At 41.7% G+C, this 24,351-nt stretch carries 25 protein-coding genes; 18 read left to right on the forward strand and 7 right to left on the reverse strand.

Annotated features, from left to right (window positions below):
• Positions 1-37: 37 nt before the first annotated feature.
• The gene (locus ACFSTG_RS05650; protein WP_380749422.1) at positions 38-892 is read left to right on the forward strand and encodes a class I SAM-dependent methyltransferase; all 855 of its coding nucleotides are present in this window, start codon (positions 38-40) and stop codon (positions 890-892) included.
• Between the two features lie 230 nt (positions 893-1,122).
• Complete coding sequence (locus ACFSTG_RS05655) at positions 1,123-1,647, forward strand: OmpH family outer membrane protein (RefSeq protein ID WP_380749425.1); 525 nt, start codon at positions 1,123-1,125, stop codon at positions 1,645-1,647.
• A 49-nt stretch (positions 1,648-1,696) separates the two neighbouring features.
• On the opposite strand, the gene ACFSTG_RS05660 is transcribed toward ACFSTG_RS05655, so the two are convergent.
• Positions 1,697-2,095 carry a DoxX family protein gene (locus ACFSTG_RS05660; protein WP_380749428.1) on the reverse strand — a complete coding sequence of 133 codons (399 nt, stop codon included), beginning with the start codon at positions 2,093-2,095 and terminating at the stop codon, positions 1,697-1,699.
• 5 nt (positions 2,096-2,100) lie between these two features.
• Complete coding sequence (locus ACFSTG_RS05665; protein WP_380749431.1) at positions 2,101-3,249, reverse strand: DNA polymerase III subunit; 1,149 nt, start codon at positions 3,247-3,249, stop codon at positions 2,101-2,103.
• A gap of 71 nt (positions 3,250-3,320) precedes the next feature.
• Between ACFSTG_RS05665 and ACFSTG_RS05670 the strand changes: the two genes are divergently transcribed.
• The 3 genes from ACFSTG_RS05670 (at position 3,321) to ACFSTG_RS05680 (ending at position 7,146) form a co-directional block, all read left to right on the forward strand.
• Entirely contained in the window at positions 3,321-4,505 is a 1,185-nt protein-coding gene (locus tag ACFSTG_RS05670) for a phosphoglycerate kinase (protein ID WP_380749434.1), read from the forward strand.
• A 61-nt stretch (positions 4,506-4,566) separates the two neighbouring features.
• The gene (locus ACFSTG_RS05675; protein WP_380749437.1) at positions 4,567-6,144 is read left to right on the forward strand and encodes a lytic transglycosylase domain-containing protein; all 1,578 of its coding nucleotides are present in this window, start codon (positions 4,567-4,569) and stop codon (positions 6,142-6,144) included.
• 24 nt (positions 6,145-6,168) lie between these two features.
• Positions 6,169-7,146: a DUF4837 family protein gene (locus tag ACFSTG_RS05680; RefSeq protein ID WP_380749440.1), complete on the forward strand. Its 978-nt coding sequence runs from the start codon at positions 6,169-6,171 to the stop codon at positions 7,144-7,146.
• A gap of 60 nt (positions 7,147-7,206) precedes the next feature.
• On the opposite strand, the gene tatA is transcribed toward ACFSTG_RS05680, so the two are convergent.
• Positions 7,207-7,407 (reverse strand): twin-arginine translocase TatA/TatE family subunit, encoded by a 201-nt coding sequence (gene tatA, locus ACFSTG_RS05685; protein ID WP_380749443.1) that lies wholly within the window; start codon positions 7,405-7,407, stop codon positions 7,207-7,209.
• A 113-nt stretch (positions 7,408-7,520) separates the two neighbouring features.
• Between tatA and ACFSTG_RS05690 the strand changes: the two genes are divergently transcribed.
• The 7 genes from ACFSTG_RS05690 to rfbD are packed head-to-tail and all read left to right on the forward strand — an operon-like array spanning position 7,521 to position 14,928.
• Positions 7,521-8,390, forward strand: a complete 870-nt coding sequence (locus tag ACFSTG_RS05690; protein ID WP_380749445.1) for a M23 family metallopeptidase — start codon at positions 7,521-7,523, stop codon at positions 8,388-8,390.
• Between the two features lie 3 nt (positions 8,391-8,393).
• Positions 8,394-9,884 carry a GH3 auxin-responsive promoter family protein gene (locus tag ACFSTG_RS05695; protein ID WP_380749448.1) on the forward strand — a complete coding sequence of 497 codons (1,491 nt, stop codon included), beginning with the start codon at positions 8,394-8,396 and terminating at the stop codon, positions 9,882-9,884.
• 17 nt (positions 9,885-9,901) lie between these two features.
• The gene (locus ACFSTG_RS05700; RefSeq protein WP_380749451.1) at positions 9,902-11,671 is read left to right on the forward strand and encodes a DUF6909 family protein; all 1,770 of its coding nucleotides are present in this window, start codon (positions 9,902-9,904) and stop codon (positions 11,669-11,671) included.
• Positions 11,658-12,680 carry a dTDP-glucose 4,6-dehydratase gene (gene rfbB, locus ACFSTG_RS05705; RefSeq protein WP_380749454.1) on the forward strand — a complete coding sequence of 341 codons (1,023 nt, stop codon included), beginning with the start codon at positions 11,658-11,660 and terminating at the stop codon, positions 12,678-12,680. Before ACFSTG_RS05700 ends, rfbB begins: the two co-directional genes overlap by 14 nt.
• Positions 12,677-13,534 carry a glucose-1-phosphate thymidylyltransferase RfbA gene (gene rfbA, locus ACFSTG_RS05710; RefSeq protein WP_380749457.1) on the forward strand — a complete coding sequence of 286 codons (858 nt, stop codon included), beginning with the start codon at positions 12,677-12,679 and terminating at the stop codon, positions 13,532-13,534. Before rfbB ends, rfbA begins: the two co-directional genes overlap by 4 nt.
• Complete coding sequence (gene rfbC, locus ACFSTG_RS05715; RefSeq protein ID WP_380749460.1) at positions 13,535-14,083, forward strand: dTDP-4-dehydrorhamnose 3,5-epimerase; 549 nt, start codon at positions 13,535-13,537, stop codon at positions 14,081-14,083. It begins immediately after the preceding gene.
• Entirely contained in the window at positions 14,080-14,928 is an 849-nt protein-coding gene (rfbD, locus tag ACFSTG_RS05720; protein WP_380749463.1) for a dTDP-4-dehydrorhamnose reductase, read from the forward strand. Before rfbC ends, rfbD begins: the two co-directional genes overlap by 4 nt.
• A 5-nt stretch (positions 14,929-14,933) precedes the next feature.
• On the opposite strand, the gene ACFSTG_RS05725 is transcribed toward rfbD, so the two are convergent.
• Entirely contained in the window at positions 14,934-15,593 is a 660-nt protein-coding gene (locus ACFSTG_RS05725) for an SRPBCC family protein (RefSeq protein ID WP_380749466.1), read from the reverse strand.
• A gap of 176 nt (positions 15,594-15,769) precedes the next feature.
• Between ACFSTG_RS05725 and ACFSTG_RS05730 the strand changes: the two genes are divergently transcribed.
• Together ACFSTG_RS05730 and ACFSTG_RS05735 are read left to right on the forward strand one after the other, a co-directional pair.
• A complete protein-coding gene (locus ACFSTG_RS05730; RefSeq protein ID WP_380749469.1) occupies positions 15,770-16,759 on the forward strand; it encodes a UDP-glucuronic acid decarboxylase family protein in 990 nt (329 codons plus the stop codon).
• 75 nt (positions 16,760-16,834) lie between these two features.
• Positions 16,835-17,608, forward strand: a complete 774-nt coding sequence (locus ACFSTG_RS05735) for a glycosyltransferase family 2 protein (RefSeq protein WP_380749472.1) — start codon at positions 16,835-16,837, stop codon at positions 17,606-17,608.
• Here the strand turns inward: ACFSTG_RS05735 and ACFSTG_RS05740 are convergent.
• On the reverse strand, positions 17,600-18,844 hold the full coding sequence (locus ACFSTG_RS05740) for a phenylacetate--CoA ligase family protein (protein ID WP_380749474.1): 1,245 nt from the start codon (positions 18,842-18,844) through the stop codon (positions 17,600-17,602). The genes ACFSTG_RS05735 and ACFSTG_RS05740 overlap by 9 nt on opposite strands.
• A gap of 154 nt (positions 18,845-18,998) precedes the next feature.
• Here ACFSTG_RS05740 and purD point away from each other — a divergent pair, with 154 nt between their 5' ends.
• The gene (purD, locus tag ACFSTG_RS05745; protein WP_380749476.1) at positions 18,999-20,273 is read left to right on the forward strand and encodes a phosphoribosylamine--glycine ligase; all 1,275 of its coding nucleotides are present in this window, start codon (positions 18,999-19,001) and stop codon (positions 20,271-20,273) included.
• Here purD and ACFSTG_RS05750 read toward each other — a convergent pair.
• Positions 20,265-20,495: a DUF6341 family protein gene (locus ACFSTG_RS05750; protein WP_380749479.1), complete on the reverse strand. Its 231-nt coding sequence runs from the start codon at positions 20,493-20,495 to the stop codon at positions 20,265-20,267. The two genes, purD and ACFSTG_RS05750, sit on opposite strands and share 9 nt — an antisense overlap.
• Before the next feature lie 40 nt (positions 20,496-20,535).
• Between ACFSTG_RS05750 and ACFSTG_RS05755 the strand changes: the two genes are divergently transcribed.
• From ACFSTG_RS05755 to ACFSTG_RS05765, 3 genes are all read left to right on the forward strand, one after another.
• Positions 20,536-21,459 (forward strand): DUF6427 family protein, encoded by a 924-nt coding sequence (locus ACFSTG_RS05755; protein WP_380749482.1) that lies wholly within the window; start codon positions 20,536-20,538, stop codon positions 21,457-21,459.
• Positions 21,460-21,591: 132 nt separating this feature from the next.
• Positions 21,592-22,203: a DUF4254 domain-containing protein gene (locus ACFSTG_RS05760; protein ID WP_380749485.1), complete on the forward strand. Its 612-nt coding sequence runs from the start codon at positions 21,592-21,594 to the stop codon at positions 22,201-22,203.
• 9 nt (positions 22,204-22,212) lie between these two features.
• Positions 22,213-23,250 (forward strand): glycosyltransferase family 9 protein, encoded by a 1,038-nt coding sequence (locus ACFSTG_RS05765; RefSeq protein ID WP_380749488.1) that lies wholly within the window; start codon positions 22,213-22,215, stop codon positions 23,248-23,250.
• 23 nt (positions 23,251-23,273) lie between these two features.
• Here ACFSTG_RS05765 and ACFSTG_RS05770 read toward each other — a convergent pair whose 3' ends face one another.
• Positions 23,274-24,326, reverse strand: a complete 1,053-nt coding sequence (locus tag ACFSTG_RS05770; protein WP_380749491.1) for a 2Fe-2S iron-sulfur cluster-binding protein — start codon at positions 24,324-24,326, stop codon at positions 23,274-23,276.
• Between the last annotated feature and the right edge of the window lie 25 nt (positions 24,327-24,351).

Genomic DNA, 24,351 nt, shown 5'->3' on the forward strand with positions numbered 1-24,351 from the left:
GTGGAACAACTGCTTCAAAAATCAAATTGTTTATAGAATGCCATCAACAAATTATGAGGAAAAACCATTTTTGATCTGTAAAGATCACACCGTTAGTGGTCGTTTCTTTGAACTAAAAAAGGATGAGGATCTGGATCTTTTAGTGACCCACCCTCGCCCTGAAATTGAAAAACTTCCCGAATATTATAAAAGCGAGAATTACATTTCCCACACAGATTCAAAGAAAACGTTTTTTGATAAGATCTATCACTTGATTAGATCATACATGCTTCGGAAAAAACTTTCCTGGATCAAAAAAGCAAAAAAAGAAAAAGGGAATCTCCTGGATATAGGAGCAGGAACCGGTGATTTTTTAAAAGAGGCAAAAGAACAGGACTGGAAGATTTCGGGAGTGGAACCAAATACGGGAGCCCGGGAGATTGCGTATAAAAAAGGCGTTCATTTAAAAGCGGATACTTCATCTTTTCCTTCAGATCATTTCGATGTGATCACTATGTGGCATGTTCTTGAACATGTGCCCGATCTTGATATACAAATCGCTGAACTGGATCGTCTTCTTAAAAGGGACGGACTTCTTGTAATAGCTGTTCCTAATTACAACAGTTACGACGCAATATTATATAAAGAATTTTGGGCGGCCTATGATGTTCCCCGTCACCTTTATCATTTTTCAAGGCACTCTATTAGAAAAGTCTTTCGTAAGTTTTCATTTAAGGTATGTTCAGAAAAGGGATTACCTTTTGATGCCTTTTATGTTAGTTTGCTTTCAGAAAAAAACAGGTATGGGAAATCCCATCCTCTAAAAGCATTCTTCAACGGACTTAGATCAAATCTCGAAGCAAGGTGGACAAAGGAGTATTCTTCTATTGCTTACTTTATTAAAAAATCCTGAAAATGCCTTTTTTAGGCCATTACAGCCATTTTACGGCGTAAGGAAAGGATAAGCTATTCCCTTTCCGGGTTAAAGCGCATACAAGCCTTTATTTGGATCCAAAATTCATAGAATTTTACTATAGATAAATTCCTGTGGTATCAAAAATTTTGATAACGCCACTTTTCAGGAGATTCCCTATCATAGTTCAATTCCTTTCTTATTTTTGCTCAAACTAAATTTTATAGAAAATGAAAAAAATTCTTGCTGTTATTTTATTAGGATCTTTCCTGGTAGGATGTAATGATCAGAAAACGGCTTATGTGGATACCACCAAATTGATTCAGGAATATTCTGAAATGAAAGAAGTGGAAGCCAGTTTCACTCAAAAGTCTGAAAAAATGAAAGCTGAGCTTGATTCTGTAGCCACCGGGTTCCAGAATGAAGTGAGGGAATACCAGGAGAATATGGCTACCATGTCTCAGGCCGAAAGACAGGCAGCTGAACAGGAACTTAGACAAAAGCAACAAATGCTTCAGCAACAGCAACAAATGAGAAGCGGGCTGTTAAGACAGGAAAGTGATGTGGTAATTGATTCTTTGGTTACAAAGGTGAAGGATTTTGTAAAGGCTTATGGAGAAGAACATGACTACACATACATATTTGGATCGAACGAATCTGCTAACATTATGTACGCAAAAGAAGGTCTTGATATTACGGAAGAGATCCTGGAAGAATTAAATTCCGGTAAAACTTCTGTTGAAACTGAAGAATAAGTCCAAACGATTTGCATAAAAAAAGGGTTCCTGATCAGGAACCCTTTTTTTATGCAGTTATAAGATAAATACCAAATACAACCACCATAAAATATCCGGTTATTGTAAATGCACCGGCATAATCTTTTGCCACTCTTTGCCCAAACAGCAACATTAATAAAGTTACTGCCCCAAGGACCAGAGACCAGAGAGCCAGGGTGAGATCATCATTTACCAGCAAAGTATAGATTCCGCCTATTGCCATTAGACCTACGATAACCTCAAGTACCAGAATGGTACCTACTAATAACGGCACCATACCTCCAAGAAAAGTTTTTCCGAAATGGCCTTTTAACCAGCCAATATTTCCTCCCCAATCGAAAAGTTTGTCAAGACCAGATTGAAGAAAAGTGATAAGGGTGAAGATAAGGATTAAGAGAATTGGAATATTGATTGAAAAGTTTTCCATGAATTTTAATTGTTATGTAATAGTCTGGTGAGTTTAATTGACAGATCTGTAAGAATGATCTTTGCATTCCCATTTCGTTCTATGTGATAAAAGGCATCTTCCAGTTCTGCTGTGATACCTTTAATATTATTTCCGCTTACAAAGGGCGCGAATTTTTCAAGAGTGAACCCCGGGGTTTGAGGCTTCAAAAATACCAGGGTTTCAGTTTTATAATTTTGTAACAATGCCTGTCTGAAAAAGTCCATACAGAACAGGAGAAATTTCTTTTGGGTCTCCCTTCCGGTTGCGGCGATCATCTCACTCCAGCTTATGAGATCCTGAATGGCAGATTTGTTTCCTTTGGCTTTGAAAGCGCTTCTTACCCAGGTAATGAACCATTCTTCGAATTGTTCCTCACCCGAATTTTGCAGCAAGATATGGAGGGCATTTGTGTAATTTCCGTTTGCCCTGTGTGCTATAGTCATCGCTTGTTGCCGGTCGCAGTTTTCATTTTTCATGAGTCCTTCGGCAATCACACTTTCATTAAGCGGCGGAAAATGGAGGGTTTGACATCTTGACCTGATGGTTTGAATGATATCTTCTTCCTCTTCAGTAATCAAAATAAATAGAGTATTCTCTGGTGGTTCTTCGATCAACTTCAAAAGCTTATTCGCAGAGGCAGTATTCATTTTTTCTGCAGCCCAAATGATCATGATCTTAAATCCTCCTTCGTAGGATTTGAGGGAGAGTGATTTTACGATGTCCTGAGCTTCATAAACTCCAATTTGTCCTTGTTTATTTTCTATTTCCAGCTTTTTGTACCAGTCAAAAAGGCTTCCGTAGGGTTCCCCACTGATAAACTGACGCCATTCTTCAAGAAAATTAGCCGAAACGGGGTTCTTTTTAACCTTGTCATTGGCTGCTACGGGAAAAGCAAAATGAAGATCGGGATGGGAGAACTTGTTAATTTTGATGTTACAGGCTTCATTTCCTGTATTGTTCTCTGCACCAGTATTTTTACAAAGCACGTACTGAGCATAGGCTATAGCCATGGGTAAGGTTCCGCTCCCAGAAGGCCCTACAAATAACTGGGCGTGGGGAATACGGCCCCTGTCAGCCGTTGTGGTTAAATGGTTCTTTATGTGGGCTAGACCTAATACTTCAGAAAATAGCATAAGCAAAGATAGAATTTATCTACACTTTTATATCTTAGAGAAAAATTTTCTTTGAGTATAAAAACACGACCATGAGAACCATAGACGACTACAATTTTCAAAATAAAATCGCATTAATCAGGGTAGATTTCAATGTTCCTTTAAACGATGATCTTGAGGTGACCGATGCCAGCAGAATTGAAGCTGCAAAACCAACTATAACCAAGATCCTTGAAGATGGAGGAAGCGCCATATTGATGTCCCACCTGGGTAGACCGGAGGGGGTAGAGCAAAAATTCTCCCTTGAGAATATTGCAGGAAAGGTTTCAGAGATCATTGGGGTTAGGGTCAAGTTCGTTCCTGCATGTGTGGGAGAAGTGGCCAAGGAAGCTGCCGTTGAGCTGCAACCGGGGGAGGTATTGCTTTTGGAGAACCTGCGGTTCCATCCAGAAGAGAAAAAAGGAGACGAAGAATTCGCAAAAGATCTCGCCTCATTGGGTGATATCTATGTGAATGATGCTTTTGGTACGGCTCATCGTGCACATGCTTCCACAACTGTTGTTGCCAAATACTTTGATGATAAGTGCTTCGGCTATCTCATGGCAAAAGAAATCGAGAGTCTTGAAAAAGTTCTTGGAAATTCAGAAAAACCTGTTACGGCTATTCTGGGTGGCGCGAAGGTCTCTACAAAGATCACTGTGATAGAGAATATACTGGATAAAATAGACCATCTATTAATTGGTGGGGGAATGACTTATACTTTTATAAAAGCCAGGGGAGGAGAAATTGGAAGCTCCCTGATTGAAGATGACAAACAGGAACTTGCTTTAAAGATCCTGAAATCTGCAGAGAATAAGGGTGTGAAGGTTCATTTACCGGTGGATTCTGTAATTGCCGACAGTTTTTCTGAGCTGGCGAGTACAGAAGTGGTTCCTGTTGATGAGATTCCTGAGGGTTGGATGGGACTGGATATAGGACCTGAAACCATTAAAAATTTCGGCCATGTGATCGAAGAATCAAAAACCATACTCTGGAACGGTCCACTTGGAGTTTTCGAAATGAAACCTTTTGCAAAGGGAACAATAGCCATAGGGGAGTATATTGCCAGTGCGACCAAAAGCGGAGCTTTTTCCCTGGTGGGGGGCGGAGACTCTGTTGCCGCGGTTAAAAAGTATAATCTTGAAGATAAAGTGAGCTACGTATCAACAGGAGGCGGAGCCATGCTTGAAATGTTGGAAGGGAAAAGTCTGCCGGGAATTGAAGCAATGAAGAAGTAAAGGGGTACGATAATTGCATCCTCTACGTTTTGTTATTAATGAAAATTAATAAAACCCTGTTATGAAAAGAATTCTGCCTTTTATCTTGCTGCTGATGTCCATGAGCGCTTTTGCGCAGCAAAAAGAATCAGAAGCGAAAAATGAAAGTGGAGAAGAAAAAGAAAGTACGGCAGATACCGTGCGTTTACCTGAACAGGATTTCTTCATGTTGTTGGACAGTGATGATGTAGAACTTGCAAATAATGTACCGGTTCATAAGATCATTAAAGACTCCGTCGTGTTTGCCCTGTTGGATGATCCCGAGGCCGCATTGATCGATTCGTTATGGCAGAAAGAACTGTTTAAATCCAGCCTTTACAGTAATTTACAGGACTCCCTTATTAACATTGATTACCGCGAGGTAGTTTTCAATGAACTGCCCACAGATACTCTTAAAAAACGTCTTGAGAGGTTAAATGCCCGCACCCCATTTAATGTGGAATATAATCCGCTGCTGGAAAATGTAATTAAATCCTACCTTAAAAGGAACAAGAAGTCCATGGAAAACCTCATGGCTCTGAGTTCTTACTATTTCCCCCTTTTTGAACAAAAACTTGACAAGCATAATATCCCGCTGGAAGTTAAATACCTTGCCATTGTCGAATCAGCTCTTAATCCCAGGGCACGCTCAAGGGTGGGTGCCACAGGTTTATGGCAGTTCATGTTTGCGACCGGAAAAATGCATGGTCTGGACGTGAGTTCTTATGTTGACGAACGCATGGATCCTGTAAGATCTACGGAAGCCGCGGCAGAATATCTGTCAACCTTATACCGTGTCTTTAAAGACTGGGACCTTGTGCTGGCATCTTACAATTCTGGCCCCGGGAATGTTTCCAAGGCTATAAGAAGAAGCGGGGGGTCAACCAATTACTGGAACCTGCGCCCTTTCTTGCCCCGTGAAACCGCCGGTTATGTACCTGCCTTCCTGGCGACACTGTACATTTTTGAGTATGCTGAAGAACACGGATTCCAACCACCTCATCCCAGAACCACTTATTTTGAGACAGATACTGTTCAAACAAAAAGAATGCTTTCTTTTGATCAGATCGCTGAAGTAACCGGGGTGGAAAAAGAACTGCTGCAGTTCTTAAATCCCAGTTATAAGATCGACGTCATCCCATATATCGAAGACAAGAAGTACACTTTAAGGCTGCCCAGTAACAGAACCGGCTTCTTTGTTAACAACGAAGAGGCAATATACCGTTACGCTGATTCAAAACTGTCTGAGAAAGAAAAGCCTTTACCACAACTGGTGAATTCTGAGAGCAGAATAAGGTATCGGGTGAGGAAGGGAGATTATCTGGGTAAAATAGCCGAAAGACATGGAGTTGGTGTAAGCCAGATCAAGCGATGGAATAATTTGCGCAGCAATAATCTCAGGGTGGGCCAAAGTCTTACGATTTACCCCCGTAATCCTGTAGCTTCCAATTCAGCTTCAGCAAAATCTTCCCCCAGTACCTATACTGTTAAGAAAGGGGATTCCTTGTGGAGTATCTCCAAAAAATTTCCCGGAGTCACTGTCCAGAAGATAAAAACGCTGAATAATATGAACGGCAGCAGCCTTAAACCTGGTATGAAACTTAAACTTTCCGAAGGATAGAAAAACCTTCAAAATATAATTTTTATGAAAAAACTAACCGTACTATTCCTCAGTTTATTTGTACTTCAAGCCTGTAATGACGATCCAAAGGATGATAAGGCAATACTCCAGCCCTCTTCGGGAAATATCAACAATTTATCAGTTATAGTTGAGAATGATCTTTGGAACGGGGAAGTGGGGGAAGTGATACGAAGATTATTCGCAGCACCTGTAGATGGATTACCACAGGAGGAACCCTTGTTTTCTATGAATCAAATGCCTCCGGAAGCTTTTACAGGCTTTGTAAGAAAGAACAGACTATTCCTGTCAATTCAGGAAGGAAAAGAGGCTGATGTGCAGGTTGCAAATGATCCCTTTGCCCGGCCGCAGACGGGAATTTTTGTGACAGGAGAGAACAGGGAAGAAATTATTGCCCAGCTGGAAAAGCACGCAGACAGTATCATCAAGGCACTTAAAGCGACCGAAATAAAAGAAAAACAAAGAAGAATTCAAAAATCTTTAAAAGATGATGCCAAGCTGGAAAAAGACCTGGGGGTTTCACTTAAATTCCCAACAGCTTACCGGTATGCCAAAGAAGGTGACGATTTTTTCTGGATAAGAAAGGATATTACTAATGGCAGTATGGAGATCCTTGTTTACGAAGTGCCGGTGAATACCATTCAAAAAGACACCAACATCATTGGCAACATTATGGCCATGCGTGATTCCATAGGGAAAAAACATATTCCCGGTCCGTTAGATGGTACTTATATGATCACTGAAGAGGCTTATGCTCCTTATATCTTTGAATCGGAAATCGACGGCAAGTTTGCCTGGGAAACCAAAGGTACCTGGGAAGTAAAAGGTGCGTTTATGGCCGGTCCTTTTTTAAATTATGCTGTATTTGACGAAAAGAATGATCGTTTTGTGATCCTTGAAGGATTTGCTTTTGCACCTTCTGCCCGGAAACGGGATAATATGCAGGAGCTTGAAGCCATCCTGAAATCGGCCAGGATCAAATAGGCAGGAAAATAAAAAAACCCAACGAAAGTTGGGTTTTTGAATATTAATAAAGACATTGAATTACAGTCTTTTATTGTCTTCTTCAGGTTTTGTTGTAGGTGCCTCGTCCTCTTTGGAAGCATCTTTGAATTCCTTAATTCCGCTCCCAAGGCCTCTCATTAATTCAGGAATTTTCCTTCCGCCAAACAACAACAACACGATCACCACAATAAGTATGATTTGTGGCGCCCCTATAGCTAATGGTAAAAAAATTGCGTTCATAACGATATATTTTAAGTTGCAAAGTTAGCAATAAAACTTTAAATCAATGGTTTCTGTATGCATAAAACCGGTATAAATTAAGTTTATCCTATCTTTGCCCAAGGTCTTTAAAAATGGATGAAAAGAGAGAACATAAAAGGAATTTAGCCCAAAAACTGGTGGATAAATACCGGCTGGTTATTCTTAATGAGGATACCTTTGAGGAAAAAGTATCTTTAAGACTTACCCGGCTCAACGTTTTTGTGGTAGTAGGCGTATCGGTAATCCTCCTCATTATCATGACGACGGTCTTAATAGCATTTACAGGCTTAAGGGAGTATATACCGGGGTATTCCTCAACTACGCTTAAGCAGCAGGCAGTAGGCCTCGCCTATAAAGCAGACTCATTACAAACCATCGTTGACCTAAACAACCAGTACCTGAATTCTATTAAAAGGGTTTTGTCCGGTGACGTAAAATCAGTAGAGTTTAACAGGGATTCTATACTGGAAAATCAGAGACTGAATACAGATGATGTTGATCTTAGCCCTTCCAAAGAAGATTCCCTGCTTCGGGACATGGTGGTTCAGGAAGACAAATACAATTTTTTGGAGACAGCTACCTCGAGAGCAAACTACGCACTTTTCCCCCCTATTAAAGGACCACTTTCTGAAGGATATAACCTGAAAGAAAAACATTTTGGAGTAGACATAGTCGCCACCCCAAATGCCCCGGTAAAATCTGTGTCTGACGGTACCGTAATTTTTACGGGCTGGACCTCAGAGACCGGCAATGTGATCATTGTAGAGCACAGCTATGGACTGGTATCCGTTTATAAGCATAATGCCTCCCTTACCAAGGAACAAGGGGAACGTGTTAGACGGGGAGAAGTCATCGCAACAGCAGGATCTACCGGTGAATTTTCTACCGGGCCGCATTTACATTTTGAACTGTGGAGTGAAGGCCACTCAGTTAACCCAACAGATTTTATCGATTTCCAGTAAATTATGTCCATAAAGTCATTTTCAGCAAAAATATTCGCAGCTATTATCCGCCGAAAGATCGATTCCTGGGCGGCAAAACCCGAAGAAACCCAACAAAAGGTTTTCAGGGACCTGATCAGGAAGGCACGAAATACTCAATTCGGAAAAGACCATTCCTTTGATACGATATCGAATCCGAAGGAATTTGCAGGAAGGGTACCGGTGCGTGATTATGAAGAATTAAAACCTTATGTAGATAGAGTGGTGGCAGGAGAAGAAAACATCCTTTGGCCGGGGAAACCACTGTATTTTGCCAAAACATCGGGTACCACAAGTGGAGCCAAATATATCCCGTTGACCAAAGAATCTATGCCCACACATATTGAGGCAGCGAGAAATGCCATTCTGTGCTACATTTCAGATTCAGGAAAAGCGGAATTTGTAGATGGGAAAATGATCTTTTTACAGGGTAGTCCCGAGCTCGATGAAAAGAATGGCATTAAACTCGGAAGGCTCTCGGGAATTGTAGCACATTTTGTTCCTGGATATCTTCAGCGCAACCGTATGCCTAGTTGGGAGACGAATTGTATTGAAGATTGGGAAACCAAAGTGGAGGCTGTGGTAAATGAGACCGTCAAGGAGGACATGACCGTAATAAGCGGGATTCCTTCATGGGTACAGATGTATTTTGAACGCCTCATTGCAAAAACCGGTAAAAAAGTGGGGGAAATTTTTCCTAATTTTGAATTGTTCATTTATGGGGGAGTAAATTTTGAGCCTTACCGGGCCAAATTTGAAAGCCTCATCGGCAGGCGGGTGGACAGCATTGAATTGTTCCCTGCTTCCGAAGGATTCTTTGCATTTCAGGACAAACAAGGAGTAAAAGGCATGTTGCTCCAATTGGATTCGGGGATCTTCTACGAGTTTATCAGGGCTGAGGAATTTTATTCTGAAGAGCCACAAAGACTTACCATTGGAGAGGTAGAGTTAGATACAAACTATGTTATGATCATCTCTTCCAGCGCGGGCCTTTGGGCATATAATCTTGGTGATACGGTACAGTTCACTTCCCTGAAGCCTTACAGGGTGATCGTTTCGGGGAGAATAAAGCATTTTATATCGGCTTTTGGTGAACATGTTATTGCTAAAGAAGTTGAACAGGCCATGCAGGAAGCTACTGCGGGTACAGATGTTCAGATATCAGAATTTACTGTTGCTCCTCAGATAACCCCCGTGGGAGAGCAGCTACCGTACCATGAATGGTTCATTGAATTTGAACAGGAACCCCGGGAAATAGATTCTTTCGCAGATGCCCTTGATCGATCCCTGCAGGAGCAGAATTCGTATTACAAAGATCTAATTGAAGGGAAGATCCTGCAACGACTAAAAATAACTAAAATACCGTCTAACGGTTTTCAAAAGTATATGAAATCTATTGGAAAACTGGGAGGCCAAAATAAACTACCAAGGCTTTCGAACGACCGCAAGATCGCCGAAGTACTTGAAAAACTTTAAAAATTCGAAAATAATATATGGGTAATTTAAAATTGGAAGGACGCACACGTGCACAGGAAAGTTCAAATGCTATTGAGCGAATGTACATTACGATGCGCCATCTTTTCAACCGGGGCTTCTACAAACCTATGGGCGTTTCGGGGGAAACACTTCGGGAAGCTCTTTTGATCCTGAGGCCGGAAATTTATGGCTCTGTTGCCGGAGAAAAAGTGGAATTAAACGGACTTTTGTACGTGATCGACAGGCTTCCGATAGGTCTTGAACAATGTCGGTTCATTAATCTTACAAGTGATGAAGGATATGGGAATTCTCATTTCAAACCAATAATTCCGCCTAAAAGACGCAGGAACTGCTACCGTATTGATGATGAGCAAATGAATATTGAGATCACCAGGGGCAGGTCTGAGATATATGATATTTTAACTCACCTTACCTTTCTCTTTATTGAGTCCCATAAGATTATGCGCCGGGTTTTGATAGATGAAGAAGGGGGAGTATCACGTGACTGGCAAAAGCTGGAAAATGCGGTCCTTTCTAAAGAGCCTCTTTCGCAGGCTGAAAAAGAAGTAGCATTGACCCATACAGCCAATATTTTGGGAAGGACTTTTAGAGAGGTGAACACCATTTACCCCATGTTCAGCACGGCAGATAATCATGAGCGTTTCCTTCATATTGTTTACTGGCTGGGAAAACTGGCGCTTGATGAAATGCTGAATAATAACAAACGCATCGTCACCTTTAGTCCGGTCCTTAGGGAGCGACTGGGTCACCATATTCATGGGGAGATATGGGCAAACAAGATAAAAGAGGTGCTTCTTGAAAAAAACCTTTTAAGCCGACCGTTACACATCATAAGTGCCAATATGCACAGTGTGATGAATACGCTGTATGCCCCGGAGGCTTTAAAACCTGAATTGAAGAAAAAACCTGTTTCAGGGATCTACGAAGATCTAAGTAACAATGCCAATGGAAAACTGAGGATGAGGGTAATGAAAGCGGCTCGTGAAGAAGGAATGACATTTATCGAGGACACGAGTGGGACTAATATTGATGTACAAATATTTGATACCGCAAAAATAAAGACCAATGGTTCTAAATTTAAGCTCAAAGCTGATCTGAAGGACGAAGAAAAACCGGTAATAATGGTAATGGATTATGCCTTTGGAGAGCAGGCGTATGAAACCATGGATGAAATGTTGAAACCTTATCAAAGCGAGCAGGGAAATATTCACTTGAATGTAGCCTCTATTTCCATAATGGGAAAAGCCGGGATACTGGTGGGTGGAAAAGGGGATATCATGATCCCCACTGCACACCTTTTTGAGGGAACGGCAGATAACTATCCTTTTAAAAATGAGCTAAAAAAGGAGGATCTTGATGGCCACGGCATTCACGTATGTGACGGAGCTATGATCACTGTACTGGGAACTTCCCTTCAAAATAAGGATATCCTTAAATTCTTTCACGAATCTTCCTGGAACGTGGTAGGTCTTGAGATGGAAGGGGCTCACTATCAAAAGGCCATACAAGCGGCTTCTAAGTTAAGGGGCAACATCAGCGACCAGGTGAAGGTGAGATATGCCTACTATGCATCAGATAATCCCCTGGAAACAGGGAGTACCCTTGCATCCGGTGGTCTGGGTACTACAGGGGTCAAACCCACCTATTTGATCACTGAAAAGATCCTGGAACAAATTTTTGAAGTTCCAGCTGTTTCGGAAGGAGAAAAAACGGAACAGCCTAAAACACTAAAAAAACAACCGAAAAAGCAACATGTTGAAAAATAATAATTTTATACTGGTTACCGGAGGAGCAGGATTCATAGGCTCCAATTATATCAATTTATTTTTGGATGATGACGAGGTGCACATTGTGAACCTTGACAAGTTAACTTATGCCGGGAACCTTGACAACCTTAATGTGGATGGGCGGGAGAATTACACTTTTGTACAAGGGGATATCAACGACAAAGACCTGGTAAAGGAACTCTTTGAAAAATACCAGTTTCAGACTGTGGTAAATTTTGCTGCGGAATCTCACGTGGACAATTCAATTCTTGATCCTGAAGCTTTTATTGAAACCAATATTTCCGGGACCTTCAAACTGCTGAACAACGCTTATAAACTATGGATGGAAGGACCTTTTCATCTAAAGCCGGAGTTCAAAAATGCCAGATTTTTACATGTTTCCACAGATGAAGTCTATGGTACACTTGGTACTGAAGGTCTTTTCACCGAAGAAACTGCTTATGCTCCCAACAGTCCGTATTCGGCTTCTAAAGCATCTTCAGATTTCCTGGTGCGCAGTTATTTTCACACTTTCGGCCTTCCGGTTATAACAACCAACTGCTCGAACAATTACGGACCAAACCAGCACGACGAGAAATTGATCCCCACCATTATCAGAACTGCCCTTGGTCTTCAGCCCATTCCTATTTACGGCGACGGAAAAAATGTGAGGGACTGGTTATATGTAACAGATCATTGTAAAGGGATCAAACTGGTACTGGACAAAGGAAAATTTGGGGAAACATATAATATTGGTGGTCGCAATGAGCGTGAAAACATTTATATTGCTCAAAAGATCTGTGAGATACTGGATTTCATAAATCCCCGGGAGGACGGGAAGAGTTATTCAGATCTTATTACTTATGTCAAGGACAGGCCTGGTCATGACAAAAGATATGCGATAGATGCCAGTAAGATCGAAAATGAACTGGACTGGAAGGCCGATGAAAATTTTGAATCGGGTATTGAAAAGACCGTAAAATGGTATCTTCAAAAATATAATAAATGAAAGGAATAATCCTGGCAGGAGGATCGGGTACCAGGCTTCACCCATTGACACTTGCAGTGAGCAAGCAGTTGATGCCGGTATATGATAAGCCAATGATCTATTATCCCCTTTCAACATTAATGATGGCAGGGATACAGGAAATCCTTATCATTTCTACCCCCAAAGACCTTCCCTTATTCAGGGATCTTTTGGGCGACGGCAGTAAATATGGCTGTTCCTTCTCCTATGCGGTGCAGGATGAACCCAAAGGACTTGCAGAAGCCTTTACCATAGGGGAGGACTTTATAGGAAAGGAGAAGGTGGCGCTTATTCTTGGGGATAATATCTTCTATGGTTCGGGACTCGATGCTTTATTACAGAGCAATAGTGATCCCGATGGAGGATTGATCTTTGCTTATCACGTAAAAGACCCCAAACGATACGGAGTCGTTGATTTTGATGACAAAGGGAAAGTGCGATCAATTGAAGAAAAACCGGAACATCCAAAATCGAATTACGCGGTTCCCGGGATTTATTTTTACGACAATAATGTGGCAGAGATCGCCAGAAATATAAAACCTTCTAATCGGGGGGAGATGGAGATCACAGATATTAATAATGAGTATCTGAAAAATCAAAAACTTCAGGTAAGCATACTTGATAAAGGCACAGCCTGGCTTGACACTGGAACCTTTGATTCCCTGATGAAGGCTGCCCAGTTTGTACAGGTCATTGAAGAACGACAGGGCCTCAAGATTGGTGCGATAGAAGAGACCGCCTATAACATGGGATATATTACAAAAGAACAACTTCACCGCCTGGCACAACCTTTATTAAAAAGCGGCTACGGTGAATATTTATTAGAATTGGAATAAATGCTTAAACTGGAAACTACACCCTTAAAAGATTGTTTTATCCTCAAACCTTCGGTCTTTGAAGACCACAGGGGAACTTTCCAGGAGAGTTTCAGCCAAAGAAGATTTGAGGAGGTTACAGGGCTGCATATTAATTTTGTACAGGATAATCAATCTACCTCTACCAAGGGGGTTTTAAGAGGTCTGCATTTTCAGAAGGGACCTTTTGCACAGGCTAAACTGGTGAGAATAGTTTTGGGAAAAGTGCTTGACGTGGTTGTGGACCTGCGACCCGGATCCCCCACCTTCAAAAGATCTTTTAAAACGATCTTAAGCAGCGAAAATCATCACCAATTGTTTGTTCCGGCAGGATTTGCACATGGATTTCTAACCCTCTCCGAAACATCGGTTTTCGCATATAAATGTGACCGATATTACCATCAGGAAGCAGATGCCGGCGTTTTTTGGAAGGATCCTGATCTTAATATCGACTGGGAATTCCCGGAGGAGAAATTGATTCTTTCTGAAAAAGATGCACAGCTACCTCATTTAAAAGATCTGGGATTATGAAGAAAGTATTAGTAACGGGAGCTTCGGGCCAGCTGGGGCAGTGTATTAAAAGGATCTCTTCCAGGTATCAGGAATTTGTATTCACCTATGCCACTTCAGATGACCTTGATCTTTCGCTTTTTGCGGTCGTAAATGCATATCTTAGAAAACATGATTTCGATTACTGCGTCAACTGTGCAGCGTACACAAAGGTGGAGCAGGCAGAGAAGGAGCAGGAAATGGCTTATTTAATAAATGCCGAGTCTGTCAGGAATCTTGCGGTAGCCTGTAAAGACAATAACATCACCCTTATCCACTTTTCCACAGACTATGTTTTTGACGGAAAAAAAGATACACCTTATACCGAAGAAGATGAAACATCACCCTTGAATGTTTATGGAGCCTCGAAATGCCTGGGAGAGGAATACATCAGGCAACATATGGATAAATACTTCATTTTTAGAACCTCCTGGCTGTACTCAGATATTGGTCATAATTTCTTCAACACTATAAGGGATAAAGCTGCGAAAGGAGAAGAACTCAATATTACCACAAATCAAAAAGGCTCCCCTACCAACGCTTATGACCTGGCAGAATTTATCCTTGAACTCCTTGCATCAAAAAGTGATAGTTATGGCACCTATCATTACAGCAATCTGGGAGAAGCCACCTGGTATGACTTTGCCGAAGAGATCCTCAGGCTCTCTAAGGAAAAGACGATCCTTAACGAATCAAATGATTTTCAAACCCTCGCCATTAGGCCGGCCAACAGTGTTATGAGCAAGGAAAGAACCCTTTCTACCTTTAACATCCCAATTCCTGACTGGAAAGTGAGCCTGGAGAAGCTTATGCAAGATCTTAAATAAGTTAATTAATGCAGGTATTCCCGTTCAATAAACCATTTAAAGTTTTCTACATCCTGTCTTATCATATCTTCAAAAACCGGATTTATAAGCCGGGCAGCACCCTCACCGGGTAATCCTCCGGGTGCATGATAAGATATCACCACGTGAACTTCGGTTCCTTCTCCCATATCCCTGAATTCGACTTTTCCGGCGTTTTCAACAGCAGAACCCGGAAGGGAATGCCAGCCAATTAACTCGTTGGGCCGGTCTTTTACGATCTCGCTTTTCCAGCGTATCTTACCCAAACCTCCGGGTAAATTTGCTTCCCAGACTGAGATATCATCATTCAGGTATACTACATTTTCAAGATGTTCCATGAACAACGGCAGGTTTTCAAAATCCTTCCAGAATTGATAGACTTCTTCACGGGGTTTATTGACGATCTGCCGTATCTGGATATTTACATTGCGGCTGTGATTATCGGGTTTGGTTTTTCCCATTGCACTGTATGCTGCGCAATTTCCTGTGGCGCCTCTGTATAGCAGGTAGCCGGCAATGACGGTTTCCAAAACGCTTTTTTTATCTTTTCCGAGGCCATCATAGAGAAACCACGCGCCGGCCAGTAAAGAAACCGCACGTTCTGTAGGACTTACGTTGATATGGAAGTGGGGTATCAAATTTTTCATTTTCATACTCTTTTCTATTTATGATTATTAAATTAAGGAATATCAGCTGAACTGAATGTTTCTTGAGGAACCAATTGGGTTAAATTATTCTTAAATCCTCAATACCACTGCACCTCTAGAGGAAAAGGGTTGCAGAACAACAAAAAATACTTAATTTCATATCGTTAAAATCAACTATGAAGAAACGGATCCTTATAACCGGAGCTGCCGGATTCCTTGGCTCTCATCTCTGTGATAAATTCATCAAGGAAGGTTACCATGTATTGGGAATGGATAATCTTATTACCGGGGACCGTAGAAATATTGAACATCTTTTTAAGCTTGAAGATTTTGAATTCTATCACCATGATGTTTCCACTTTTGTGCACGTAGCGGGACAGCTTGATTATATCCTTCATTTTGCTTCCCCCGCAAGTCCCATAGATTATTTAAAGATCCCGATCCAAACTTTAAAGGTTGGTTCCCTTGGAACTCATAACCTGTTAGGGCTTGCCAAAGAAAAGAATGCCAGGATCCTTATAGCCTCTACTTCTGAAGTGTATGGAGATCCCCTGGTGCATCCCCAAAATGAGGATTATTATGGAAATGTGAATACAATTGGACCTCGTGGGGTATATGATGAGGCCAAAAGGTTCCAGGAATCTATTACTATGGCCTATCACCGGTATCATGGACTGGAAACCAGGATCGTGCGGATATTCAACACTTATGGCCCGCGCATGCGTTTGAATGACGGGAGGGTAATTCCGGCTTTTATTGGACAGGCTTTGAGAGGAGAGGATTTGACGGTGTTTGGCGACGGATCTCAAACACGTTCCTTTTGTTATGTTGATGACCAGATCGAGGGCATTTACCGGCTTTTGTTGAGTGATTACGTGTATCCTGTTAATATTGGTAATCCGCATGAGATCACTATAAAGGATTTTGCCGAAGAGATCATTAAGCTTACCGGTACCACTCAAAAGATCATTTATAAAGCTCTCCCAGAGGATGACCCCATGCAGCGTCAACCCGATATTACACGTGCAAAGGAGATCCTTGGATGGGAACCAAAAGTTTCCCGTAGTGAAGGTATGGAAAAGACCTACCGGTACTTTCAAAGCCTAAGTGAGGAAGAACTCTACAGGAGTGCACACAAAGATTTTTCCAAACACATAAGAAGATAAAATGGCCTTCTTACCTCAGATAAATTGCCTTTCAAAAGGGGTTCTTCAGAGGTGGCTCCTAAAATTGATCTGGTGATGAGAGATCCTTTGATATCTGTCATAATGCCGGCTTACAATGCTTCGGAATTTATTGCTGAAAGCATTCGATCCGTTCAGCAGCAAACATACGGGAACTGGGAGCTATTGGTCATAGATGACGCCTCAACAGATACTACACCTGAAATTGCAGAAGAGATCATAGCCCTGGATCCCAGGATCAAACTTCACAGATTACCCGCCAACCAGGGCGCCGGATTCGCCCGAAATATCGGGATCAAGGCTTCACAGGGAGATTATATTTCCTTTCTGGACGCTGATGACCTATGGATGCCCGAAAAGCTTAAAACTCAGCTGGATTTTATGATGAGGCATAATGCAACGGTGTGTTATTCAAGTTATGAGCTTATAGATGAAAAAGGTAATTCTTTGCACCAAAAGATCGAAGCCCTGGAAGATCTTAGCTTTAAAAAACTGCTAAGGGCAAATTATATTGGGAATCTTACCGGGATATATAACGCTCAAAAGCTTGGGAAGATCTACTGTCCGTTGATAAGGAAACGGCAGGACTGGGGGCTGTGGTTGCTGGCTACCAGGAAAGCAGGTCAGGCAAAAGGTATAAAGACATGTCTCGCGAAGTACAGGATCAGGAAGAATTCAATCTCGAACAACAAGTTTGAAATGTTGAGATACAACTATTCTATTTATCGTAAGGTGCTAAAATTCTCGGCTGCAAAAAGTGGATTTTGGATGCTTTTATTTCTTTTGGAACAGTTCTTTGTAAAAAGCAGGCAAAAAGCAGATCTAGAATAAAGATTCAAATTGCTTTAATTTTCCCCGCTTACTCCTGTTGAGGGTAGTTTGGTGATCAAAATTCACCTTCAGGCCATCTTCAAGGTACTTGGTCATCGCCGCTTTGATTTTTTCCCGTTTATTTTCATTGAGTTCCTTTTCAGAAACGTAGATAATCCTAAAACTTCCCGGCTCCGTTTGCTGCACGATGAATTCCTTGATCTGTGCGTCGTTCTCGATAATGGTCTTGGTTACATAGTAAAAAGTAAGGCCGGGAACCACTTTGCCACTAGGAAGGACCGCCACATCATTGGTGCGACCTAAAAGCTCTTTTAAAACCGGCTTTTTCAACGTACTGTTTTCTGCCAGGGCACCGGTATCTCCAATGTCATAACGAATAAACGGCTGGGCCCGGTTGTATAGGGATGTGATCACAATTTTTCCCTGTTCGCCATTTGGCACATTTTTTCCCTCATCATCTACCACCTCGACGAACATGGTCTCACTATTAAGGATCCATTCGTCTTCCGGGTTCTGAAATGCCAGTAACCCCAATTCACTAGCCCCATATTCGTTCACCACCGGCACCCCGAATTGTTCCTCCAATAGTTTTTTATCTTCTTCAAAGAACATCTCACTGGTCACTATACAAAGCTTCAGATGTGGACATACCTTTTTCAACAGAATATTTCTTTTCTGAAGGAATTTGGCAAAAAGCACGATAGAACTGGTGTACCCGTTGATATAATCAAATTTCTTTTTCTGAAAATCCTGCAGGAATTCTTCCATTTTCGCCTCACTGAGATCAAAAATGGGGAACCTGTACCTAAATCCGAACCGATCCTTCAGGCGTTCTTTATAATATCCGAATCTATCCAGAGGTATTCCGTAGAAACGGGCCTGCACAGATCTATCCAGATCTATCCCATACCACCGGTAGCGGTCATTGAATTCTGCCCACGAAAGCGCATGGCAAAACCGGTCTTTCGCAAATATAAAAGGATGGCCACTGCTCCCCGAGGTCTTCCCTACATAAACGTTCTTGGAAGTATACCCCTTACTGAACCGGTCTTCCATAGGCCGTTGAAGGTCAGATTTTTTCATGATGGGAATACTTTCCCAGGCTGAAAATTCTTTCTTTCCGAAAAAATTGCGGTAAAATGGGGTATTTTTTAGGTGATAAGTAACTATCTCTTCCTTCTTTTTCTCAACATAACTGTGGTATTCGCTTTCCGGAATAAGCTGTATCTCCTCCAAAACATTCTTTGCTTTGTTTATGGGGTATCTGTTAAGCTGTAATGAGAGGCTAAACCAGTTCAATTGTGCTAAGATAGTTGTTTTTTATGCCAATTAGTTGGTGCTTCAATTTACAAACAATTATTTTTGACACAAGAAATAAAACCATACCAAAATGAATATCCTTATCCTGGGCTCTGGCGGCCGTGAACATACCTTTGCGTACAAGATCGCTCAAAGCTCAAAATGCCGTAAACTATTTGTTGCTCCGGGTAATGCCGGTACTTCAAAAATAGCAACAAATGTGGCAATTGGAGTAACAGATTTTGAAGCCATCAGGGAGTTTGTCATTAAGGAACAAATCGAGATGTTGATTGTAGGTCCTGAAGACCCGCTGGTGCAAGGAATCAGTGATTTCTTTATGCAGGATAAACAGCTTAAAAATGTTGCGGTAATAGGTCCTTCCAAAAGAGGTGCGTTGTTGGAAGGTAGCAAAGAAAGGGCAAAGGAATTCATGGCGATAAACATGATTCCCACTGCGGCTTATGAAAGCTTTAAAAAAGAGAGTCTCGAAGCCGGTAAAAAGTTCCTGGAGACACTAAAGCCGCCCTATGTATTAAAAGCTGATGGGTTGGCTGCAGGAAAAGGGGTTTTGATTCTTAACGACCTTGAGGAAGCTAAAACTGAACTTGAAAATATGCTTGCGCATGACAAGTTTGGGAAGGCCGGAACTACGGTTGTCATTGAGGAATTCCTTGACGGTATTGAACTGAGTGTTTTTGTTCTTACAGATGGTCGAAATTATATCACCCTTCCCACCGCCAAAGACTATAAAAGAATCGGGGAAGGTGATACCGGGCTCAATACCGGGGGAATGGGGGCAATTTCTCCTGTGCCTTTCGCTGACCAAACCTTCATGAATAAAATCGAGGAGAGGATCATAAAACCTAGTATTGAGGGACTGGCCAAAGAAGATATTGACTACAAAGGCTTCCTGTTCATTGGCTTGATAAAAGTAGGAGATGACCCTTATGTCATCGAATACAATGTGCGAATGGGAGACCCTGAAACTGAGGTGGTTCTTCCAAGAATAGAATCAGATTTGGTGGAAGTGTTCCAAAAAGTTTCTGCGGGTAAACTAGACGAAGTGAAGTTGAAAGTGAGTGAGCAGACAGCCGCCACAGTAATGTTGGTTTCGGGAGGGTATCCTGAAGCTTACGAAAAAGGCAAGGAGATCACCGGATTTGAAAATATCCAGGATTCTTTAGTTTTTCACGCCGGTACCAGTGAGGAGAGCGGAAAAGTTGTGACCAGCGGTGGAAGAGTTTTGGCGATTACCTCGTTCGGGAATGACTACAAACAGGCACTAAAAAAATCTTACCAAAATGCAGATAAACTTCATTTCGATAAGATGTATTTTAGAAAAGACCTTGGGTTTGACCTAGCCTAGAAAAGAATGTGCAGTTGAATCTTTTCTTTCGTCTCCACGGTCGTTGACATCTTTTAATTGTTTCATCCAGTAAAGGAAAGCTAAAAATCCAATGATCATGAACAGCCAGTTCACAATGTTTGCGAGGAACCAGCTGTCAAGTTCTACGCTACGCATATAGTCAAGAGGAGCAAACGCGAAATCTTCAAAAAACGACTGTATCCCTTCAAAAAAATCCCTCATAGTAGTTATATTTAGAACCACAAAAATAGAAAAAACCATAATGTTAACAAGCTTTTTTAGCAAATCACGGCCAATTAACTTTGTTGTGGTTGCCGTATACATGTCGGTTTTTTATCTAATCGCTAATTTTCCTGATCTCATAACCTCATCTTTTCTCATCATTCTTAAGGAGATGGGGGTGCTGTTGCTATTCCTGGTGACCGTTTTACTTTTAAATTTTATCTCAAAGCGAAACGAGCTAACCAGCAGGAACGCTTATAAAACCGTCCTTTTTGCAGCTTTCTGCTGCATGTTCTTCGCTGCTCTTAAAAATGATGCTGCCATTGTAGCCAATCTTCTTGTGCTGCTAGCCCTAAGACGCATCATTAGCTTGAAGTCACAACGGGAGACCGTGCAAAAGATCTTTGATGCTACCTTTTGGATAGGGATTGCATCGCTGTTCTATTTTTGGAGCATTTTGTTTCTTTTCATCGTCTACTTCGGGATACTGGTGCATGTAGGTTACAGGTTTAAGAACTGGCTGGTGCCGCCGGTAGCAGTGCTGACTCTTTTATCATTGGTAACAGCGACAGATCTCTTGATAACCGATACCTTCTACACTTTTTCGGAATGGTTCCAGGACAGTAATTTTGATTTCACGGCTTACAGGGAACCGGGAATTTTGATTCCGGTGGCGTTTTTATTCGCGCTCACTATATGGGCGTCATTTTTCTATATGGGGATCATTCAAAAAGCCAGTGCTAATACCAAGACCTCTTTGTTCATCATTCTTTTGTTCACTGCCCTTTCACTAGGTGTGGCGGTTCTGGCCCCAACTAAAGACAGCAGCGAACTCATATTTTTCTTTGCCCCGCTGGCCATCATCGTGACCAATTACTTCCAGGTTTCAGACGATAAGTGGTTCAGGGAGATCATCCTGGGGGTGGTTATCCTGCTTCCGGTGCTGCTACTTCTGTTTTTCTAGTAGATCTTTTCCTGCGGAAAGCTCTGGGTTCAGAGTCTGTGTAAAACCTAAAAATCTAATACCTTTGCAAATAATATGAAGAGATGAATTTTTTTCAGGAGTAAATATTTTAAGCAATAAAAAGAGCAAATTATGTTTTCAGATAAAGCCAACAAGATCTTCCAGGAAGTGATCAAAAAATACCACGAGATCAATACTGTGGGACAGGATTTCCATAACCCTTATGACGAGAAAGACCAGCTATTGGAGCACCTTCTTTTCAGAAAATGTTGGATCGACACGGTACAATGGCATTACGAGGACATAATTCGCGACCCGAATATCGATCCTGTTGCAGCCCTTAAACTTAAACGCCAAATAGACGCTTCCAACCAGGATAGGACAGATATGGTGGAGTATATTGACAGCTATTTCCTTGACAAATACAAGGATGTGCAACCAAAAGAAAATGCCACGATCAATTCCGAGAGTCCGGCATGGGCTATTGACCGTCTTTCCATCCTTGCCCTTAAGATCTACCACATGAACGAAGAAGCCAACCGGGCAGACGCTTCACAGGAGCACATGATGAAATGCCAGGCCAAACTTGATATCCTGCTTGAGCAACGTGTTGATCTTTCTACGGCTATTAACCAGTTGCTGGAAGACATTGAAAAGGGAAATAAATATATGAAGGTGTACAAACAGATGAAAATGTACAACGACGATGAATTGAACCCGGTTCTAAGAGGAACTAGAAAATAATCTTTTTTGATGGCATTACCTGCACATATTCTGGTGATCAGGCTTTCTGCAATGGGAGATGTCGCTATGACGGTGCCGGTGTTAAAATTACTTTCTGAAGAATATCCCCACCTGAAAATTACAGTGCTTACCCGTGCCTTCTTCACACCTGTTTTTCAGGGTCTTAAGAACGTTGAGGTCTATGCTGCTGAGGTCAAAGGCCGCCACAAAGGCCCCGCCGGATTAAAGAAACTGGCAGGAGAGTTACAGGATCTTGAAATAGATGCAGTAGCCGATCTTCATAATGTTTTAAGATCAAATGTCCTCAGGATCTTTTTTAAAATGAAAGGGATCCCGGTAAAACAAATTGAGAAGGGCAGAAGCGAAAAAAAAGCTCTTACCAGAAGAAATAAAAAAGTTTTTGAGCCATTAAAGACAACACACCAACGCTATGCAGATGTTTTTGCCGCTCTTGGATACCCCGTTGATCTTTCCAAAGAATCTGTAATGCCAAAGCGTATCCTTTCAGAAAAAGTGAAGGAACTTACGGGGGAGGAGCCGAAGAAATGGTTGGGGATCGCACCTTTTGCCATGCACACATCCAAAACTTATCCCCTGGATCTTATGCAGGAAGTGCTCCAGGAGCTTCAAAAAGAGAAAAACCTTAAGGTATTTTTGTTTGGGGGAGGACCTGAAGAAACCGGTATACTTAACCGCTGGGAAAAGAAATATCTAAATACAGTTAGTGTTGCGGGAAAATTGACTTTTGAAGAAGAATTGGCCCTTATTTCCCATCTCGATGGCATGGTTTCCATGGATAGTGGAAATGGACATCTTGCAGCAAATTTCGGGGTTCCTGTAATTTCGTTATGGGGCCTAACCCATCCTTTTGCAGGCTTTGCCCCCTATAAGCAGCCAGCTTCCAATTCCCTGCTCCCCGATCTTACCAAATATCCGGACATCCCAACTTCAGTTTACGGAAAAGAAATTCCGCAGGGATATGAGGAGGTGATGAGAACAATTCCACCCATGAAAGTAATAGAGAAGATCAGGGAGATCCTGTTCTAGAATTTTTTAAAATCCTGTGACTGCTATACATCATCATAATTCACTTTTAATACAGGAGTGGTAGGATGTGCCTGGCAGGTTAACACAAGACCTTCTTCAATCTCGCTGTCAACCAGGATAGAATTTTTCGCCATCTCTGCTTTACCTTCGGTTATACGGGCAACACAACTACTGCATATCCCTCCCTGACAGGAATAAGGAACATCCAGCCCGTAATCAAGAGCCGCATCCAGCACCGTAGCATTCTTTTCCATGGTGAAGGTGGTTTCCTCGTCATCAAAAATTACGGTTAACTCTGTAGCTCCTGAAAGGTCAGATTTCAGCTCCCCTTCAACTTCGGTACTGAAAAGTTCAAAAAGGATCTTTTCTCTTTCGACCGAATTCTCCAGAAGGACCTCAGTCACATTATTGATCATTTCTTCTGGACCACAGAGGAAAAATTTGGTAAAGGTGGTATTCTGAAATTTATTTTTAAGTACGAAATTTACTGTGCTGGCATCTATCCTTCCGTAGTGAGAGTCGTCTTCTTTGGTCTGGCTATAGACGAATTCAATGAACAACCTGTCAGGATGCTCCAGCTGTAGCTTCAGCAATTCCTTGAAGAAGATCGTTTCATCAGGTGTTTTATTTCCATAAACAAGTACAAAGCGACTGTATTTTTCCTGCTCCAGGGCGGTCTTTAAAATGGAAAGTATGGGGGTTATCCCACTTCCTGCCGCAAAGGCCGCATAAGTGTGAGGATGGTTATCATTTATGGGTTCGAAGATGAACTTTCCTTCCGGAGGATGCACCTCCAGCACATCGCCGGCTTTTAATTTATTATTTGCGATCACCGAAAAGGCACCACCGGGTACTTCTTTTACAGTGACCTTAAAACTTTCGTTGGTTGGAGGAGTGCAAAGAGAGTAAGCTCTTCTTACTTCTTTCCCATCAATTTCTGTTTTAACGGTGATATATTGTCCTGCTTTAAAGGAGAATTCCTTTTTCAGTGTCTCAGGAATTTCAAATTCAAGGCTCACGGCCTGTGAGGTTTCTCTAATTACGTTTTTGATCGTTAGAGGAAAAAACTTACTCATTATTTTGGGTCTTTAGGCGCAAAAG

Source organism: Salinimicrobium flavum (assembly GCF_042684505.1).
Classification (GTDB): domain Bacteria; phylum Bacteroidota; class Bacteroidia; order Flavobacteriales; family Flavobacteriaceae; genus Salinimicrobium; species Salinimicrobium flavum.

What these genes read in the sequence shown, in the direction of transcription:
- ACFSTG_RS05650 (WP_380749422.1), top strand. Translation starts at nt 38, where the DNA reads ATGCCATCAACAAATTATGAGGAAAAACCATTTTTGATCTGTAAAGAT.
- ACFSTG_RS05655 (WP_380749425.1), top strand. Translation starts at nt 1,123, where the DNA reads ATGAAAAAAATTCTTGCTGTTATTTTATTAGGATCTTTCCTGGTAGGA.
- ACFSTG_RS05660 (WP_380749428.1), bottom strand. Translation starts at nt 2,095, where the DNA reads ATGGAAAACTTTTCAATCAATATTCCAATTCTCTTAATCCTTATCTTC.
- ACFSTG_RS05665 (WP_380749431.1), bottom strand. Translation starts at nt 3,249, where the DNA reads ATGCTATTTTCTGAAGTATTAGGTCTAGCCCACATAAAGAACCATTTA.
- ACFSTG_RS05670 (WP_380749434.1), top strand. Translation starts at nt 3,321, where the DNA reads ATGAGAACCATAGACGACTACAATTTTCAAAATAAAATCGCATTAATC.
- ACFSTG_RS05675 (WP_380749437.1), top strand. Translation starts at nt 4,567, where the DNA reads ATGAAAAGAATTCTGCCTTTTATCTTGCTGCTGATGTCCATGAGCGCT.
- ACFSTG_RS05680 (WP_380749440.1), top strand. Translation starts at nt 6,169, where the DNA reads ATGAAAAAACTAACCGTACTATTCCTCAGTTTATTTGTACTTCAAGCC.
- tatA (WP_380749443.1), bottom strand. Translation starts at nt 7,407, where the DNA reads ATGAACGCAATTTTTTTACCATTAGCTATAGGGGCGCCACAAATCATA.
- ACFSTG_RS05690 (WP_380749445.1), top strand. Translation starts at nt 7,521, where the DNA reads ATGGATGAAAAGAGAGAACATAAAAGGAATTTAGCCCAAAAACTGGTG.
- ACFSTG_RS05695 (WP_380749448.1), top strand. Translation starts at nt 8,394, where the DNA reads ATGTCCATAAAGTCATTTTCAGCAAAAATATTCGCAGCTATTATCCGC.
- ACFSTG_RS05700 (WP_380749451.1), top strand. Translation starts at nt 9,902, where the DNA reads ATGGGTAATTTAAAATTGGAAGGACGCACACGTGCACAGGAAAGTTCA.
- rfbB (WP_380749454.1), top strand. Translation starts at nt 11,658, where the DNA reads ATGTTGAAAAATAATAATTTTATACTGGTTACCGGAGGAGCAGGATTC.
- rfbA (WP_380749457.1), top strand. Translation starts at nt 12,677, where the DNA reads ATGAAAGGAATAATCCTGGCAGGAGGATCGGGTACCAGGCTTCACCCA.
- rfbC (WP_380749460.1), top strand. Translation starts at nt 13,535, where the DNA reads ATGCTTAAACTGGAAACTACACCCTTAAAAGATTGTTTTATCCTCAAA.
- rfbD (WP_380749463.1), top strand. Translation starts at nt 14,080, where the DNA reads ATGAAGAAAGTATTAGTAACGGGAGCTTCGGGCCAGCTGGGGCAGTGT.
- ACFSTG_RS05725 (WP_380749466.1), bottom strand. Translation starts at nt 15,593, where the DNA reads ATGAAAAATTTGATACCCCACTTCCATATCAACGTAAGTCCTACAGAA.
- ACFSTG_RS05730 (WP_380749469.1), top strand. Translation starts at nt 15,770, where the DNA reads ATGAAGAAACGGATCCTTATAACCGGAGCTGCCGGATTCCTTGGCTCT.
- ACFSTG_RS05735 (WP_380749472.1), top strand. Translation starts at nt 16,835, where the DNA reads ATGAGAGATCCTTTGATATCTGTCATAATGCCGGCTTACAATGCTTCG.
- purD (WP_380749476.1), top strand. Translation starts at nt 18,999, where the DNA reads ATGAATATCCTTATCCTGGGCTCTGGCGGCCGTGAACATACCTTTGCG.
- ACFSTG_RS05750 (WP_380749479.1), bottom strand. Translation starts at nt 20,495, where the DNA reads ATGAGGGATTTTTTTGAAGGGATACAGTCGTTTTTTGAAGATTTCGCG.
- ACFSTG_RS05755 (WP_380749482.1), top strand. Translation starts at nt 20,536, where the DNA reads ATGTTAACAAGCTTTTTTAGCAAATCACGGCCAATTAACTTTGTTGTG.
- ACFSTG_RS05760 (WP_380749485.1), top strand. Translation starts at nt 21,592, where the DNA reads ATGTTTTCAGATAAAGCCAACAAGATCTTCCAGGAAGTGATCAAAAAA.
- ACFSTG_RS05765 (WP_380749488.1), top strand. Translation starts at nt 22,213, where the DNA reads ATGGCATTACCTGCACATATTCTGGTGATCAGGCTTTCTGCAATGGGA.
- ACFSTG_RS05770 (WP_380749491.1), bottom strand. Translation starts at nt 24,326, where the DNA reads ATGAGTAAGTTTTTTCCTCTAACGATCAAAAACGTAATTAGAGAAACC.